The 16,091-nt window shown below is 58.9% G+C and carries 15 protein-coding genes; 5 read left to right on the plus strand and 10 right to left on the minus strand.

What is annotated here, in order from left to right:
* Positions 1 to 71: 71 nt before the first annotated feature.
* Genes BFV64_RS15565 through BFV64_RS15575 form a run of 3 tightly spaced genes read left to right on the plus strand, consistent with a single transcriptional unit; the run spans position 72 to position 3,021 of the window.
* Positions 72 to 1,052: a Bug family tripartite tricarboxylate transporter substrate binding protein gene (locus tag BFV64_RS15565; protein WP_045281815.1), complete on the plus strand. Its 981-nt coding sequence runs from the start codon at positions 72 to 74 to the stop codon at positions 1,050 to 1,052.
* Between the two features lie 11 nt (positions 1,053 to 1,063).
* On the plus strand, positions 1,064 to 1,495 hold the full coding sequence (locus BFV64_RS15570) for a tripartite tricarboxylate transporter TctB family protein (RefSeq protein ID WP_014884622.1): 432 nt from the start codon (positions 1,064 to 1,066) through the stop codon (positions 1,493 to 1,495).
* A gap of 11 nt (positions 1,496 to 1,506) precedes the next feature.
* Positions 1,507 to 3,021, plus strand: coding sequence for a tripartite tricarboxylate transporter permease (locus tag BFV64_RS15575; protein WP_045281814.1), 1,515 nt, complete (start codon positions 1,507 to 1,509; stop codon positions 3,019 to 3,021).
* Here BFV64_RS15575 and menE read toward each other — a convergent pair whose 3' ends face one another.
* From menE to BFV64_RS15615, 8 genes are all read right to left on the minus strand, one after another.
* A complete protein-coding gene (gene menE / locus BFV64_RS15580; protein WP_069602263.1) occupies positions 3,022 to 4,383 on the minus strand; it encodes an o-succinylbenzoate--CoA ligase in 1,362 nt (453 codons plus the stop codon).
* Positions 4,380 to 5,345 carry an o-succinylbenzoate synthase gene (gene menC / locus BFV64_RS15585; protein WP_063614232.1) on the minus strand — a complete coding sequence of 322 codons (966 nt, stop codon included), beginning with the start codon at positions 5,343 to 5,345 and terminating at the stop codon, positions 4,380 to 4,382. The genes menE and menC overlap by 4 nt, the downstream gene beginning before the upstream one ends.
* Positions 5,345 to 6,202 carry a 1,4-dihydroxy-2-naphthoyl-CoA synthase gene (gene menB / locus BFV64_RS15590; RefSeq protein WP_013098093.1) on the minus strand — a complete coding sequence of 286 codons (858 nt, stop codon included), beginning with the start codon at positions 6,200 to 6,202 and terminating at the stop codon, positions 5,345 to 5,347. The genes menC and menB overlap by 1 nt, the downstream gene beginning before the upstream one ends.
* The gene (gene menH, locus BFV64_RS15595; protein WP_069602264.1) at positions 6,199 to 6,975 is read right to left on the minus strand and encodes a 2-succinyl-6-hydroxy-2,4-cyclohexadiene-1-carboxylate synthase; all 777 of its coding nucleotides are present in this window, start codon (positions 6,973 to 6,975) and stop codon (positions 6,199 to 6,201) included. Before menH ends, menB begins: the two co-directional genes overlap by 4 nt.
* Positions 6,972 to 8,642 carry a 2-succinyl-5-enolpyruvyl-6-hydroxy-3-cyclohexene-1-carboxylic-acid synthase gene (gene menD / locus BFV64_RS15600; protein ID WP_069602265.1) on the minus strand — a complete coding sequence of 557 codons (1,671 nt, stop codon included), beginning with the start codon at positions 8,640 to 8,642 and terminating at the stop codon, positions 6,972 to 6,974. The genes menH and menD overlap by 4 nt, the downstream gene beginning before the upstream one ends.
* Before the next feature lie 88 nt (positions 8,643 to 8,730).
* Positions 8,731 to 10,026 carry an isochorismate synthase MenF gene (gene menF, locus BFV64_RS15605; RefSeq protein WP_069602266.1) on the minus strand — a complete coding sequence of 432 codons (1,296 nt, stop codon included), beginning with the start codon at positions 10,024 to 10,026 and terminating at the stop codon, positions 8,731 to 8,733.
* Between the two features lie 86 nt (positions 10,027 to 10,112).
* Positions 10,113 to 10,418 (minus strand): stress response protein ElaB, encoded by a 306-nt coding sequence (elaB, locus tag BFV64_RS15610; protein ID WP_008500219.1) that lies wholly within the window; start codon positions 10,416 to 10,418, stop codon positions 10,113 to 10,115.
* A gap of 53 nt (positions 10,419 to 10,471) precedes the next feature.
* On the minus strand, positions 10,472 to 10,933 hold the full coding sequence (locus BFV64_RS15615) for a GNAT family N-acetyltransferase (protein WP_069602267.1): 462 nt from the start codon (positions 10,931 to 10,933) through the stop codon (positions 10,472 to 10,474).
* A gap of 71 nt (positions 10,934 to 11,004) precedes the next feature.
* On the opposite strand from BFV64_RS15615, the gene rbn reads away from it, so the two are divergent.
* Both rbn and BFV64_RS15625 read left to right on the plus strand, forming a co-directional pair.
* Positions 11,005 to 11,922 (plus strand): ribonuclease BN, encoded by a 918-nt coding sequence (gene rbn / locus BFV64_RS15620; RefSeq protein WP_045134335.1) that lies wholly within the window; start codon positions 11,005 to 11,007, stop codon positions 11,920 to 11,922.
* A gap of 64 nt (positions 11,923 to 11,986) precedes the next feature.
* Positions 11,987 to 12,991 carry a chemotaxis protein gene (locus BFV64_RS15625; protein ID WP_069602268.1) on the plus strand — a complete coding sequence of 335 codons (1,005 nt, stop codon included), beginning with the start codon at positions 11,987 to 11,989 and terminating at the stop codon, positions 12,989 to 12,991.
* A gap of 90 nt (positions 12,992 to 13,081) precedes the next feature.
* On the opposite strand, the gene nuoN is transcribed toward BFV64_RS15625, so the two are convergent.
* Positions 13,082 to 14,539: an NADH-quinone oxidoreductase subunit NuoN gene (gene nuoN, locus BFV64_RS15630; protein WP_014884632.1), complete on the minus strand. Its 1,458-nt coding sequence runs from the start codon at positions 14,537 to 14,539 to the stop codon at positions 13,082 to 13,084.
* Between the two features lie 6 nt (positions 14,540 to 14,545).
* Positions 14,546 to 16,075, minus strand: a complete 1,530-nt coding sequence (gene nuoM, locus BFV64_RS15635; RefSeq protein WP_014884633.1) for an NADH-quinone oxidoreductase subunit M — start codon at positions 16,073 to 16,075, stop codon at positions 14,546 to 14,548.
* Positions 16,076 to 16,091: the final 16 nt, after the last annotated feature.

Here is a 16,091-nt window from a genome sequence, read left to right on the forward strand (position 1 = left end):
GGAACCGCTACAAGGCGGTTCACATAATCAGAAAAAAGACCCATACCCGTACCCCGGCGTGAGGATAAACGATGAAAAAACACTTACTTTCTACCCTTGCTGCAAGCGCATTCCTGTTGAGTACCTCTGTCGTTCAGGCGCAGGACGCCCCGTCCCGTACCGAATGTATCGCCCCGGCCAAACCGGGTGGCGGTTTCGATCTCACCTGCAAATTGATTCAGGTCAGCATGCTGGAGACGAAGGCCATCGAGAAACCGATGCGCGTGACCTACATGCCCGGCGGCGTGGGCGCGGTGGCCTATAACGCCATCGTCGCACAACGACCTGCGGAAGCGGGGACGGTGGTGGCCTTCTCCGGTGGTTCACTGCTGAACCTGTCTCAGGGCAAGTTTGGCCGTTATGGCGTGGATGACGTGCGCTGGCTGGCGACCGTCGGTACCGACTACGGGATGATTGCCGTGCGTGCCGACTCACCGTGGAAGTCCCTGAAAGACCTGCTCACCGCCATGGAAAAAGATCCGAACAGCGTGGTGATTGGCGCAGGCGCGTCGATCGGTAGCCAGGACTGGATGAAAGCCGCCCTTCTCGCGCAACAGGCGAAGGTTGACCCACACAAAATGCGCTACGTGGCCTTTGAAGGCGGCGGCGAGCCGGTTACGGCACTGATGGGCAACCATGTTCAGGCCGTTTCCGGCGATCTCAGCGAGATGGTGCCCTACCTGAACGGGGACAAAATCCGCGTGCTGGCGGTCTTCTCGGAAAACCGTCTGCCGGGACAGCTGGCTAACGTGCCGACCGCCAAAGAGCAGGGTTACAACCTGGTCTGGCCGATCATCCGCGGGTTCTTCGTCGGGCCAAAAGTGACCGATGCCGAGTACCAGTGGTGGGTCGACGCGTTCAACACACTCCAGCAGACCGAAGCGTTTAAGAAACAGCGCGATCTGCGCGGGCTGTTTGAATTTAACCTGACCGGTAAGCCACTGGATGAGTACGTCAAAAAACAGGTGAATGACTACCGCGAGCAGGCGAAAGCCTTTGGCCTGGCGAAATAACCGGAGGCGCTATGAGCGATCGTATTTTTGCCGGGATATGGCTGCTGCTCTGCGTTGGCGGGATGTTTGTCGCCTGGCAGATCCACAGCGAATACAGCTATGAACCCGTAGGGCCACGCCCCTTCCCGATGGGCATTGTCGGCCTGATGCTGCTCTGCTCGGTGGCGCTGCTGTTGCGCCACCCGGACACCGTCGAGTGGCCACCGCGTCGCATTCTGCAGCGTCTGCTGGTGATGGTCATTGTCCTGCTGATGTACGCCTGGGGCTTTGAATGGCTCGGCTTCCCGGTGGCGACCGCCATCCTGACGATGGTGATCGGCATGCTGTTTAACGCCACCCTGCCTGCGGCAGGGATCTCAGGCGTGGTGATGGGGATTTTACTGTGGTACGCCTTTGACCGCCTGCTGGACGTGACGTTACCGCTCGGCGCCTGGCTTAATTAACGGAGCACGCTATGGATACCTGGATTTACCTCTCACAGGGGTTCGCCGTGGCGATGACCCCGGAAAACCTGGTGATCGCCCTGATCGGCTGTTTCGTGGGCACGATTGTCGGCCTGCTGCCGGGTCTTGGGCCGATCAACGGGGTAGCAATTTTACTTCCGCTGGCCTTTGCCCTGCATCTGCCTGCGGAATCGGCGCTGATCCTGCTGGCAACGGTCTATATCGGCTGTGAATATGGCGGGCGCATCTCGTCGATCCTGCTTAACGTGCCGGGAGATGCGGCGGCGATCATGACCGCGCTGGATGGCTATCCGATGGCGCGACAGGGTCGTGGGGGCGTGGCGCTCTCCATTTCAGCGGTCAGTTCGTTCTTTGGCTCGCTGGTTGCCATTGGCGGCATCATTCTGTTTGCACCTGCGCTGGCCCAGTGGTCTCTGGCGTTTGGTCCGGCAGAATATTTTGCCCTGATGGTGTTTGCCATTGCCTGTCTCGGCAGCATGATGGCGCAAAATCCGCTCAAGTCGTTTTTGTCCGCGCTGATTGGCTTAGGGTTAGCCACCGTCGGCGTGGATGCCAACACCGGGGTCTATCGCTTTACCTTCGACAGCGTTCACCTGTCCGACGGCGTGCAGTTTATCGTGGTCGTGATTGGTCTGTTCTCTGTCTCTGAAATCTTACTGATGCTGGAACATACCAGCAGCGGGCAGACGCTGGTGCGCAAAACCGGCCGGATGCTCTTTAGCGCTAAAGAGGGCGCGCAGTGCATCGGCACCACGCTGCGCTCATCGGTAATTGGCTTCTTTGTCGGCATCCTGCCGGGCGCCGGGGCCACCATCGCCAGCGCCATTACCTACATGACCGAGAAAAAGCTCAGCGGCAACAGCGACAGCTTTGGTAAAGGCGATATTCGCGGCGTGGCGGCGCCTGAGGCGGCCAATAACGCCTCGGCCTGTGGCTCGTTTATCCCGATGCTGACCCTTGGCGTACCGGGCTCCGGCACCACGGCGGTGATGATGGGCGCCCTGACGCTCTACAACATCACGCCGGGACCGGCAATGTTTACCGAGCAGCCGGATATTGTCTGGGGGCTGATTGCCGCCCTGCTGATCGCTAACGTGATGCTGCTGGTGATGAATATCCCGCTGATTGGGCTGTTCACCCGCATGTTGACCATTCCCCTGTGGTTCCTGGTCCCGGCGATTGCCGCCGTCTCTGCTGTAGGGGTGTACGCGGTGCACAGCACCACGTATGACCTGGTGCTGATGGTGGTCCTGGGCGTGCTGGGATACATACTCCGTAAGATGCACTTCCCGATGTCACCGCTGATTCTGGGGTTCGTGCTTGGCGAGATGCTGGAGCAGAACCTGCGCCGCGCGCTGTCCATCAGTAACGGCAATATGTCGATCCTGTGGGACAGCAGCGTCGCGAAGGTCCTGTTAGCGCTGGCAATCATGGTGATTGTGGTGCCGCCGGTATTACGCCTGCTGCGCCGTCGCCAGCGCAAACCGGAGCCGGATATCGGATAATTACGCCGACAGCTGGGCATTCACCCACTGTTTTAACGCCTGGCGGGAGATCTTAATCCCGCCATTTTTTAGCTCAGCCGGCAGTACCAGCCAGTGGACCGGCTGCTCAAAGCGCGCCAGTCTGCCCTGAATCCAGTCAGGAAATTGCGCGATATCCGTTCCCGGCTCGCACTCCACCACCGCCACCGGACGTTGTCCAAACTCGGCATCGTCCAGCGGGACGATAAACACCTGGTTAATCTGCGGGTGTGCGGCGATAACACGTTCCAGCGATTCCGGCTGGATCCCCTCTCCTCCGCTGAAAAAGAGATTGTCTATGCGGCCTAAAATCGTCAGTCGCCCGTTATGCCATTCCCCACGGTCGCGGGTGGCGAACCATCCCTGCGCATTGGTCAACGGCATCAGCGCACCGTCCCGCCAGTAGCCGGAAGCCATACTTTCCGCCCTAATCCAGACTTCACCTTCAACGACCTGCACCTCTCTGCCCGGCAGCGCATACCCTACGTCCGGCTCGCCGTCTGCCTCTTTCGCACAGACGGTAGAGGCAAACTCGGTGAGGCCGTAACCGCAGAAGGAGTGAATACCCTGTTCGCGCGCCTGCTGTGTTAAATCAACGGGGATTGCAGCCCCTCCCAACAGCACCGCTTTCAGTGCAACAGGCTTGTGACGATTAAGCAGACGCCAGAGCTGGGTCGGCACCAGCGAGGCGTGGGTGCAGCCGCGTAACGCCTGTTCCAGAGGTTGTTTCTCGCGCACCGTTAAGCGTGCCCCGGCCACCAGCCAGCGCCATAAAATTCCCTGACCGGAAACGTGAAACAGCGGCAGCGAAAGGAGCCAGTCGTCGTTGTCCCCATAGGGCATCAGCGATAACACGCCGCGTGCGCTGGCAAGGTGGGCGGCACAGGTATGCACCGCCGCCTTCGGTAGCCCGGTCGAGCCGGAGGTGAGCGTCATCGAGGCCAGCCGCGCCGGTTGCCATGCAACGCGGTACGCGTCGGCTGGCTCACGCATGCTCAGGGCAGGAAGAGCGTCGTAGCTGCCGTCCAGCACCAGCGCAAAGCGCAGGGTCATCTGGGGGAGCAGCACGTCCAGCAGCGGACGCGGCAGCTGTGGATTCACTGGAAGAATACGCGCGCCGCACTGGAGCAGCGCTAGCCATGCCATCAGCGTTTGCGAGTGGTTATAGGCCAGCAGCAGAACACAGTCACCCTCCTCCACCCCCTGCTGATGAAAGCCCGCGGCAAGGCGATCGATACGCGTGCACAGCTGTTGCCAGCTCAGCGCGTCGTCGTTCAGCCTGAGAGCAGGTTTATCGGCAAACTGCGCACACCAGTGCCGCCATGGCCAGTCGGTAAAACTCATAGCAGCGGCTCCAGCGCCTCAACGCTGAGGCACGGCAGCGCGCTGTCCGGCCACTGGCGGAGAAGCTGAGCCTGCATCAGGTTCAGCGTATCGAGGCCGGGGACAGCGTCAGGCGTTAACCAGGCGGCAATACGTGCCAGCTGGGTCAGCCCAAGGCTGGACTCAATCGACGAACTGATCACCGCCGTCAGACCCAGCGCATGCGCCGCGGCAACCTGCTCGCGGACCTTCGCCAGGCTGCCGGTTAACGTCGGTTTAATCACCACTGCGCTGACGCCCGGCTCGGCAATAAATTCAAAATCGTCTTCGCGCAGGCTTTCATCCCAGGCGATAGCAATCCCCGTTTCACGAGCAAACGCGCGCGAATCGTCGCGGGTTTTGCACGGCTCTTCCAGGAAGGCGATGCGGCTGCGGTACGCCGGGTTGACGTATTTCGCAAACTGCTGCGCCTTAAGCGGCGTCCAGGCGCGGTTTGCGTCAAGACGCAGGTGCAAATCGGGAATCGCTTCCAGCAGCAGGTTGGCAACCATTCCGTCGCGCACCGCTTCGTAGAGACCGACCTTAATTTTCGCCACTTTCTCGCCCGGCATGGTGGAGAGCAACGCAAAGAGCTCGTCCGGGTCGCCCGTGCACAGCGGTGCCGCGCGGTAATTGCCCTCTTCCGGCAGGCTGCCCTCCAGTTCTGCCAGCGCACAGCTGATACCAAAGGCCGCAGAAGGCACGTCCGGCAACGCCGGGTTCGCGCCCTCGCGCCACGCACCTGCCCACGCCAGCAGCGCAGCCTGTGCATCATCGAGCGATTCCAGGCTAAAGCCCGGCAGCGGCGAAATCTCGCCCCAGCCTTCTCGCTCACCCTGCTGGAGATGCACAAAGAAGCCATCACGGGTTTTTAACCGCCGTTCACGCAGCACCACGCCCGCGTCCATCGGTATCTGCCAGCGGTAAACCTGCGCGCGACGCATTACGGGTTCCGTTTGTATTTGCTGAAATCAGGCTGGCGTTTTTCGTTAAACGCGTTGCGTCCTTCCTGACCCTCTTCGGTCATGTAGAACAGCATGGTGGCGTTGCCCGCCAGCTCCTGCAGGCCCGCCTGACCGTCACAGTCAGCGTTGAGTGCCGCCTTCAGGCAGCGCAGCGCCATTGGGCTGTTTTGCAGCATTTCACGGCACCAGCGGACGGTCTCTTTTTCGAGATCGGCAATCGGTACCACGGTATTCACCAGGCCCATATCCAGCGCTTCCTGGGCGTTGTACTGACGGCACAGGAACCAGATTTCACGCGCTTTTTTCTGCCCGACGATGCGCGCCATGTAGGAAGCGCCCCAGCCGCCGTCGAAAGAGCCCACTTTCGGACCGGTCTGGCCGAAGATGGCGTTCTCGGCGGCAATGGTCAGGTCACACATCATGTGCAGCACATGACCGCCGCCGATGGAGTAACCCGCCACCATCGCCACAACCGGTTTCGGGCAGGTGCGGATCTGGCGCTGGAAATCGAGCACGTTCAGGTGATGCGTACCCGCATCGTCCTGGTATCCGCCGTAGTCACCGCGCACTTTCTGATCGCCACCGGAGCAGAAGGCTTTCTCACCTTCGCCGGTCAGGACAATCACGCCGATGTTATCGTCATAGCGAGCATCCGCCAGGGCCTGGATCATCTCCTTGACGGTCAGCGGGCGGAAGGCGTTACGCACCTGCGGACGGTTGATGGTGATTTTGGCGATGCCGTCAGCGGATTTGTGGTAACGAATGTCGGTGTAGCCTTCGGAGCAGTCTTGCCATTCGACCGGCGCGTAAAGCATGTTTTCATCAGGATAGATCATAGAGTGTCCTTTGTTCGAAGACGCAGTATCTGAGCCAGACTCGCGGCGACCGCAGCGGGGTTTTCCCGGTGGGTGTTGTGTCCGGCGTTTGGAATTTCATGACGAACGGCGTGCAGTTCAGCGGCAAGGGCCGCGAACTTTTTATCACGTTCGCCATAGAGGTAATCAAAAGAGAAATGGCGGGTGCTGAGTGCGGGACGTAAATCCGGCTGCCCGGCGAGCGAGGTCGCTTCAAGCATTTTCGCCAGCGTTATGCCGTTGTTTTGGCTGCGCAGGATAATAAGCGCCTTCCGCTCAGCGTCCGGGAGAGAGGCAAACACCGGCTGCTGGTACCAGTCAGCAAAGACCTTATCCAGCGGTTCGGTGCGAAAACGTGTCGCCCAGCGGTGGTCGGATACCCGCCGCGCATGGCGATCGTCGGCGTTCTGCAGGCCCGGATGTCCGCCCTCAACCATCACGCCCAACAGCCCCTCTGGCTGCTGGCAGGCATGGAACATCGCAATGCGGCCGCCGAGGGAGTACCCCACCAGCCAGAAATTCAGTATGTTGTAACTAAGCAGAGTCCGGGTCAACAAATCGCTCATCTCCTCGAACCCCGTCACGGTAATATTCCGGGATTCACCGTGCCCCGGCAGGTCAAGATAGAGCCGGGGATACTCGCTCAGCGTCTCCCCGACAACCTGCCACTCGCGGCAGTCTCCGGAAAAACCGTGCAAAAAGACCAGCCAGGGATAGCCGGGTTCTCCGGTCTGCTGCACGCCTGCGAGGATCACAGCTGGCTCACCTGTGCCAGCAGGCTTTGCAGGCTCTGCGCACCGTCGGCATCATTCACGACCAGCTCAATCAGCGCCGCGCCCGGTTGCTTCCAGGCGCTGCTTAGCGCTGTTTCCAGCTGTTCCCAGCTCTCCGGGCGGTGATATTTCAGGCTGAACATTGCCGCAGCATGTTCAAACTGCACGTTCTGCGGCATCAGATAGAAACGCTCACGCTCGCTCTGGGGCGTTGGCAACAGAGAGAAAATCTGCCCGCCGTTGTTGTTCACGACGATCAGCACAAACGGTGCGGAAGCCTGACGCAGCAGCGCCAGCGCGTTGAGATCGTAAAGCGCGGAGAGATCACCCACGATCGCCAGCGTCGATTTCGCGCTGGCGCGCTGCACGCCCGCCGCCGTCGAGATCAGCCCGTCGATGCCGCTGGCACCGCGGTTGCTGTAAACCGGGTAGCCCGCAGGCAGCTTCGAAAAGGCATCAATCAGACGCACCACCAGGCTGTTACCGACAAACAGCTGGCCCTGTTCAGGCAGATACTGACGAATACGGTGAGCCAGACCGGCTTCGCTGAATGTCTCACAGTGCGCTTTGGTGATTTCCCACGCCTGACGAGACAATTCGGGGATTGCCACCGCCCAGGGTTGACGTTTTTCCGCCGGATGCAGTTCCAGCCAGCTCTCAATGTTGCTCACCAGACGGCGGCCGCGATGGTGCGCCGGGTCAAGCCGCCCTTCCAGCGGGTCGACCAGCCAGTACTCTTCCGGCGTGCAGGTCGCCTGCCACTGCAGCAGGCGTTTCCCGGTCAGGCTGGCGCCGATCTGGACCACAATCTGCGCCTGTGAAAGCTCAGTGACCGCCTTTGCATTCCCGAGCCAGAGATCGGCGCACGGCAGCGGCTGACCGGTCTGGGAAAGCACATCGCCAATCAGCGGCCAGCCGAGGGTTTGCGCCCATTCGGCGACCCGCCGGCCTTCGGCGGCGCTCATGCGCCCGGCAATAACCACGCCGCGTTTTTGGCGCCAGAAGAACCAGTCGCGCTGTTTCGCGCTCTCAAGATGCGTTTGCCCGCGCAGCCACGGTTTTTCACTCTGCCACCAGTTACCGAGGGAGCGCTGCCAGTCAATGCCGGTATCGTCCAGTTCGCCATACAGCGGCTCGGCAAATGGACAGTTAATGTGCAACGCCCCGCTGCGCAATGTCTCCATGGCGTGATCGACGGTGGAGACCAGCCAGCTTGCCGGAATATCCTGGGTAGGACGCGGCAGCGAAACCGTCTGCGAAGGATGCGAAGAAAAGAGTCCCGGCTGACGAATGGCCTGATTCGCTCCGCAGTCGATAAGCTCAGGAGGACGGTCGGCCGTCAGCAGGATCAGTTTTTCACCGGTTAGCCCGGCTTCAATCAGGGCCGGGTAGAGGTTCGCCACGGCGGTACCGGAGGTGACAATCACCGCCACAGGTTCTTTGCTGACCTTTGCCAGCCCAAGCGCCAGATGCCCAAGGCCACGCTCATCAAAATGGGTATGGTGAATCAACGCCCGGTTTTCGGCGGCCGCCAGCGTCAGCGGCGTTGAGCGAGAACCCGGTGCAATACACACGTGCCTGACGCCATGGCGCGTCAGGGCTTCAAGGATCACCGCCGCCCAGCGTCGGTTAAAAGAACTTACTGACATGAGATTGTCCGGTATCAAGAATGCGACACAGTATAAATAATAGAAAAAATTGGAATTTTGATATGAATCGGGATTGCGCGAATCAGTATTAATCCCTAAGGAGCAGAGAGCGCAAGCCAGCGGCTTTGTTTTCGATCTCCTGCCACTCCTGCTCCGGGTCAGATCCGCTGACGATGCCCGCCCCGGCGTAGAGCCGCAGGGCGTCATCCTGGACGCGCGCCGAGCGCAACGCCACACAGAACTCGCTTTGATCGGGCGATAAATACCCGGCCGAACCGGCGTACCATTCGCGATTGAAAGGCTCGACGTTGTGGATAAACGCACGCGCGGGCTGTCGCGGAAGCCCGGCAACGGCGGCTGTCGGCTGGAGCACATGCAGACACAGCTCGTCATCGGCCTGTTTTAGCTCCGTCCAGATAAAGCGTCGTAAATGCTGGACTTTACGCAGCCGGACGACCTGAGCAGGCAATACCTCAAGCGTCTGCGTATGGTGCTGAAGACGCTGGCAGATATCTTCCACGACCAGCATATTTTCACGCTGGTTTTTATCATCATTCAGCAACCACTCGCCCAGGCGCTGCGCCTGTTTATCATCCGTATGGCTGGCGACGGTACCCGCCAGCGCTTCGGTGCGCAGCAGCTTGCCACGTCGCCGCCAGAGGCGCTCGGGCGTGGAGCCGAGGAACGCGTTGCGGGCGTCGAATACCATGCAGAAATGATAGCAGTTGAGATTCAGGGCGCGGCTGGCGGCCATCAGTGCGACAGGATTAACCCGCTGTTTACACTGCAGATCGGTGGCCCGGGCAAGCACGACCTTTTCGAAATCGCCGCGCGCGATAGTCTCCGTCGCCTTGCCGATCAGGGTCAACCATTCCGGTTTTTGCGGCAGATGCGTTTCGCGCTCAACCTGGACAGACAGCGGACGAATGGCTCTGGCTGGACGGAGTTGCTGGAGTAATTCCAGGGCAGTGCGCGCGTCGTCCTGAAGCGAGCTATCGCTCCACAGCTGCAGGCGGAGAGTGGCGTTGCCAGCGGTACGTCGCCAGAGCAGGCGCGGCAGAAAAAGACTGCCCTGCTCCGGGCTGAATGCGTTGAGGCCGCAGATGCGAGTCTCTTTTGGCGCATGTTCTGCACGCAAAAACTGTGAGGCCAGCGCCAGAGAGGAAAATTGGGTGACCGCCCCCAGCGCAGCCAGCTCTTCATCACCGTTACGCTGCTGCCAGTAAAATTGCGGATAGCACTGCTGCTCGCCAAGCCAGGCGAGAGGATCGAAGGCGTCGTTTAACGGGAATGAGACGTCGAAATGACGCAGGCCGGGTGTGGCGGGTAACGCTTGCGAAAGCTGGGTATGCAGTTGCTCCAGCGCAAGGAAAATCGAATTCACGCGAACCTCTCCCTGTTAAAACCGCATATTATACGGGGTACTGAACATAAATAGCAGTACCCACGTATAGGGAGTGGTTAAGCGGCTTAACGACGGGCCAGCAGCAGACCCAGCACCAGCCCTACGGCAGCACCCACCCCAATGCCCTGCCACGGTTTTTCATGGACATAGTCATCGGCACGATAAACCGCTTTTTTGGCACGGTAGTAGTAAGTATCAGACGCATGGCTGACGCGGTTTTTCACTTCATGCAGCGCCTGTTCAGCACGGGCTTTTAACTCAATATATTTCTGATCGGCAGGGTCGCCCGAGGAACGTAACACCTCTTCCAGCGTTTCGCTCAGCAAAGCCAGGTCGTCGTCGATACGGGTATCCCAGGATTGAAATGACATATTTTTCTCCATGTTAGTACACCAGTCCGCTAACTATAGACAACGACGTGCCATTACGCCTGTTTCACTTCCCGTGCCATGCCGATGTGCGGGATGCCATCTTCGTCATAAACGTCGGTAACCGGCGTAAAACCAAAATGGCCGTAGAAGGGTTGCAGGTGCGCCTGCGCGCCCAGGTATAACGCCTTGTCCGGCCACTGTTTCCGGCACGCATCCAGCGTTTTTTCCATCAGCTGATAGCCGAGTTTTTCGCCCCGTGCTTTGTTGCTGACAATGACGCGACCTATCACGACGGGCTCAAAATCGTCCTCGCTTTTCAGAATCCTCGCATACGCCACCAGCTCGTTATCCTTCCAGCCGAGGATATGACGGTTTTCCCCTGTGAGATCAGCACCGTCGATATCCTGATACGGACAGGTTTGTTCAACCACAAACACTTCGCAGCGCAGTTTGAGCAACGCGTAGAGCGACTGAACGGTGAGCTCACTATGGTGTAAATCTTGCCACTGGATCATCTCTTTCTCCTTCCTGGGGTTCATCACGTTATACTAAACCCCTCCCCGTTCGGCAAAGGGCTGATTGCATTATGGAACTGATTTTTCTGGGGACGTCTGCTGGCGTGCCAACCCGATCACGAAATGTGACCGCGATACTGCTGGATCTTAAACATCCCACCCGTGGCGGGCTATGGCTGTTTGACTGTGGTGAAGGGACACAACATCAGCTTTTACATACCGCTTATCACCCCGGCAAGCTGGATAAAATTTTCATCACTCACCTGCATGGCGACCATCTTTTTGGCCTTCCCGGTTTGCTTTGCAGCCGCTCAATGGCCGGTAATGCCAACCCGCTGACAATTTATGGGCCTGTGGGAATCCGGGAATTTGTTGAAACCACGCTACGCCTCAGCGGCTCCTGGACCGACTATCCGCTTGAGGTCGTTGAGATTACCGAAGGCCTGGTTTTCGACGATGGGGATTATCAGGTCACCGCCCGACCGCTTAATCATCCGGTGGAGTGCTATGGCTACCGCATTGAGGAACACGACAAACCCGGCGCACTGGATGCCGCCGCGCTCATCGCCGATGGCGTAAAGCCTGGACCGCTGTTCCAGCGCCTGAAGCACGGACAGCACGTTACGCTGGAGGACGGGCGCATCATCAACGGCCAGGATTATCTCGCCGCACCGCAGCCGGGCAAAAAACTGGCCATTTTTGGTGACACGGCACCGTGCCCTGCCGCCGTTCAGCTTGCTCAGGGCGTGGACGTGATGGTGCATGAAGCCACGCTGGAGACGGCGATGGAAGAGAAAGCCAACAGTCGGGGCCATAGCTCAACGCGTCAGGCGACGCTGCTTGCCCGTGACGCAGCTGTCGGCAGGCTCATTATCACCCATGTCAGCTCGCGTTACGACGCGCGGGGGTGCGAAAGCCTGCTGGCAGAGTGTCGGGCGCTGTTCCCGGAATGTGAGCTGGCCGAAGATTTCGCTAAGGTCAGCGTTTAGCCCTTCATTTTTCCCTCAGGATGCCGATAACGATTAAAAGGCCAGCATTTCTCTCGAGGGTAGAATGGATAATTTCCAGAAAGATATTGATGACAGGGCGAATCTGACCCTGTCGAACCGTTTTGAACTGTTGCTGTTCCGTCTTGGCACCTCTCTGAACGACAACAAATCCGAGCTGTTTGGTATTAACGTTTTCAAGCTGCGCGAAATTGTACCGATGCCGGAGTTCACGAAACCTGCCGGGATGAAGTCTCCGCTGATGGGGATGGTGAATATTCGCGATCAGGTGATCCCGGTTATCGATCTGGCCGCCGTGGCGGGCTGTAAACCCACCACCGGGCTGAACATCCTGCTGATTACCGAATATGCCCGCAGCGTGCAGGCGTTTGCCGTGGAGTCGGTTGAGAACATCATGCGTCTGGACTGGAAGCAGGTGCACGCGGCGGAAACTGCCGTCAGCGGGCGCTACATCACCAGTATTGCCTGCCTGGACGAGAAGGCCGATACCAACGAACTGGCGATGGTGCTGGACGTTGAGCAGATCCTGTATGACATCACCCCGGCGAACCACGACCTGCACGCCACGAATCTGAAGACCACTAAATTCAACATCAAGCCGGGTTCCGTGGCGATTGTGGCGGAAGATTCCAAAGTGGCGCGCTCGATGCTGGAGAAAGGTTTGCAGGCGATGGAGATCCCGGCGCAGCTGCATATCACCGGCAAAGATGCGTGGGAAAAAATTAGCCTGCTGGCCGCTCAGGCGCAGGCCGAAGGTGTGCCGATCACCGATAAGATTGCCCTGGTGCTGACCGACCTCGAAATGCCGGAGATGGACGGTTTTACGCTGACGCGCAAAATCAAAACCGACCCGGTACTGAAGGATATTCCGGTGGTGATCCACTCTTCCCTTTCCGGCAACGCCAACGAAGACCATATTCGCAAGGTGAAGGCGGACGGGTACGTGGCGAAGTTTGAGCTGAACGAGCTGTCGTCGGTGATTGAAGAGGTGCTGGATCGCTTGATGAAGAAGATTGATGGGCCGTTGATTAGCCGGAAGCAGCTGGCTTAGGTCTGGTGCGGGCTGGTGCCCTCACCCCGTCCCTCTCCCACAGGGAGAGGGAGAAAACCATAAAAAAACCCGCCGAGGCGGGTTTTACTTTTACATTAATGGCATCGCTCGCTGCACGATATCAATCAGCGGCTGCGGATAGATACCGAAGATCAGCACCAGCAGGGCTGAGATAAGCACTACGATACCACCGGCGCTGTACTGCCAGTTAGATGGCGCATCGCGGTTGAGCTGCTGAGGCGCGCTCAGGTAGAGGCTCACGGCAACGCGCAGGTAGTAGTAGAGACCAATCGCGGAACCGATAACCACACCGGCAGTCAGCCACCACAGGTGTGCCTGCACACCGACGGCCAGCACGTAGAATTTACCGATAAAGCCCAGCGTCATCGGGATACCCGCCAGAGAGAGCATCATCACGGTCATCACCGCGGACAGGATCGGACGGTGCCAGAACAGACCACGGTAAGAGAACAGTGAGTCGGCATCCGGGCCACGGTATGGGCTGGACATCAGGCTCACCACGCCGAAGGCGCCGAGGCTGCTGAACAGGTAACCGGCCAGATACACGCCCACGGCTTCCATCGACATTTCACCGCTCTGCAGCGCAATCAGCGCCACCATCAGGTAGCCCAGATGAGAGATGGACGAGTAGCCCAGCAGACGCTTGATGTTGGTCTGGCTCAGCGCCATCAGGTTACCGAAGATGATGGAGACGAACGCGATGATGCCCAGCACCACGCGAACCGCTTCACTGTCACCCACCGGCGCGTACAGGAACAGACGCATGACCACACCGAAGATAGCGATTTTGCTCGCTGTCGCCAGGAAGGTCGACACCGGCGCAGGCGCGCCCTGGTATACGTCTGGTGTCCACAGGTGGAACGGAACCAGTGAGAGTTTAAAGCCAAGGCCTACAATCATCATGCCCAGACCCGCCAGCAGCAGCGGCTCGTGGAGCATGCCGTCGCCGAGGCTCTTGCCGAGCGCCATGAAAGAGAGGTTACCGGACTGTGCGTACAGCAGCGCAATACCAAACAGCAGGAACGAGGACGCAGCAGCAGACAGGATGGTGTACTTGATGCTTGCTTCCAGAGAGCGCTTTTGACGGAAGGCGTAACCAATCAGACCGAACAGCGGCAGAGAGATCAGCTCAATACCGAGGAACAGCGCGGCCAGATGGTTAGCATTCGCCAGCAGAATGCCGCCCAGCGCGGCAATCAGAACCAGCAGATAAAACTCTTCTTTGTTGTCGTTGTAGCCTTCGAGCCATGGGTACGCAAAGGTACAGGTCGCCAGGCTCGCCAGCAGCACCAGACCGGTGTAGAGCATGGCATAGCCGTCAACGCGCATCAGCGGCGTGACGTCCATCGCACCGCCCTGGCCAACAAACCAGAGAGAGACTAACGCGGCGTTCAGGCCGATGACCGACAGCGTGGCATTCAGGAAGTGATTGCGTCGCCACGCAATGGAGAGCATCACAACCACCACCGTCAATCCGACGATGAGCAGCGGTAGCAGCGCAATCAGTTGTTGTGGAGTTATTGTCATGGCGATTTACGGCCTTGTAGTAGAAGCAGAATTAACAAACCACTGCTGGATGTTGCCCATCGCACTGTGCGAGGTATCCAGAATCGGCTGCGGGAAGAAGCCCAGCAGCACCAGCAGTACGACCAGCAGCAGGATGATGAACAGCTCACGCAGCGACATCCCCGGCAGTTCTTGTGCAGCAATTTCGCTCTTCGCTTTACCGAAGTAAGCGCGGTGCAGCATCGCCAGCGAGTAGACGGAAGCGAACACCAGACCAAAGGTGGAGATCACGGTGATCACCGGCACCACTTTGAAGCTGCCGAACAGAATCATAAATTCGCCGACGAAGTTACCGGTGCCTGGCATCCCCAGGGTGGCAACCGCGAAGAACATGGAGAGCGCTGGCAGCCATTTAATTTTGCTCCACAGACCGCCCATCATGCGCATGTCACGCGTGTGCAGACGTTCGTACAGCTGACCACACAGGATGAAGAGGCCGGCAGCGGACAGACCGTGCGCAATCATCTGGATCACCGCGCCCTGGTACGCCAGCTGGCTGCCGGTGTAGATGGCAATCAGCACGAAGCCCATGTGGGAAACGGAGGTGTAGGCAATCAGACGCTTGATGTCGTACTGCGTGAAGGCCATCCAGGCACCGTAGAAGATACCGATCACACCGAGCCACATGGCAATCGGGGCAAACTCAGCGGACGCATTCGGGAACAGCGGCAGCGCGAAGCGCAGCAGACCGTAGGCCGCGGTTTTCAGCAAGATGCCCGCCAGGTCAACGGAACCCGCAGTGGGTGCCTGAGAGTGCGCGTCTGGCAGCCAGCCGTGCAGCGGAACCACCGGCATTTTCACCGCGAATGCGATGAAGAAGCCCAGCATCAGCAGGTATTCAACGCCGTGTGACATCGGGGTTTTCAGCAGATCTTCGTAGTTGAAGGTCCAGATGCCCGTTGCGTTATGGTGAACAAACACCAGTGCCAGAATGGCAATCAACATCACCAGACCGCTCGCCTGGGTGTAGATGAAGAACTTGGTCGCCGCCGTGATACGCGTTTTACCGTCGGATGCCTTGTGGCCCCACAGCGCGATCAGGAAGTACATCGGCACCAGCATCATCTCCCAGAAGAAGAAGAACAGGAACATGTCGATGGCAAGGAACACGCCGATCACGCCGCCCAGGATCCACATCAGGTTCAGGTGGAAAAAGCCCTGGTATTTTTCGATTTCTCGCCAGGAGCAGAGTACCGCCAGAACACCGAGCAGACCGGTCAGCACCACCATCAGCAGCGACAGACCGTCAATCGCCAGGTGGATGGTGATACCGAAACGTGGGATCCAAGGCAGGATGAACTCAGACTGCCACTGCGGGATGCCCGCAGACTGGGTCAGTGAGTAACCGCCCTGCAACCACAGTTGCAGGCCAAGCGCGAGCGTCAATCCCATGGTGATCAGCGCGATCCAGCGCGGCATCTTCACGCCAAAGCGTTCAGTCTGCCAGCACAGGAAGCCGCCGATGAAGGGAATTAATATTAGCCAGGGTAGTAACATGGCGATTTACATTCCT

Origin of the sequence: Enterobacter kobei (assembly GCF_001729765.1) — a bacterium.
GTDB lineage: Bacteria > Pseudomonadota > Gammaproteobacteria > Enterobacterales > Enterobacteriaceae > Enterobacter > Enterobacter kobei.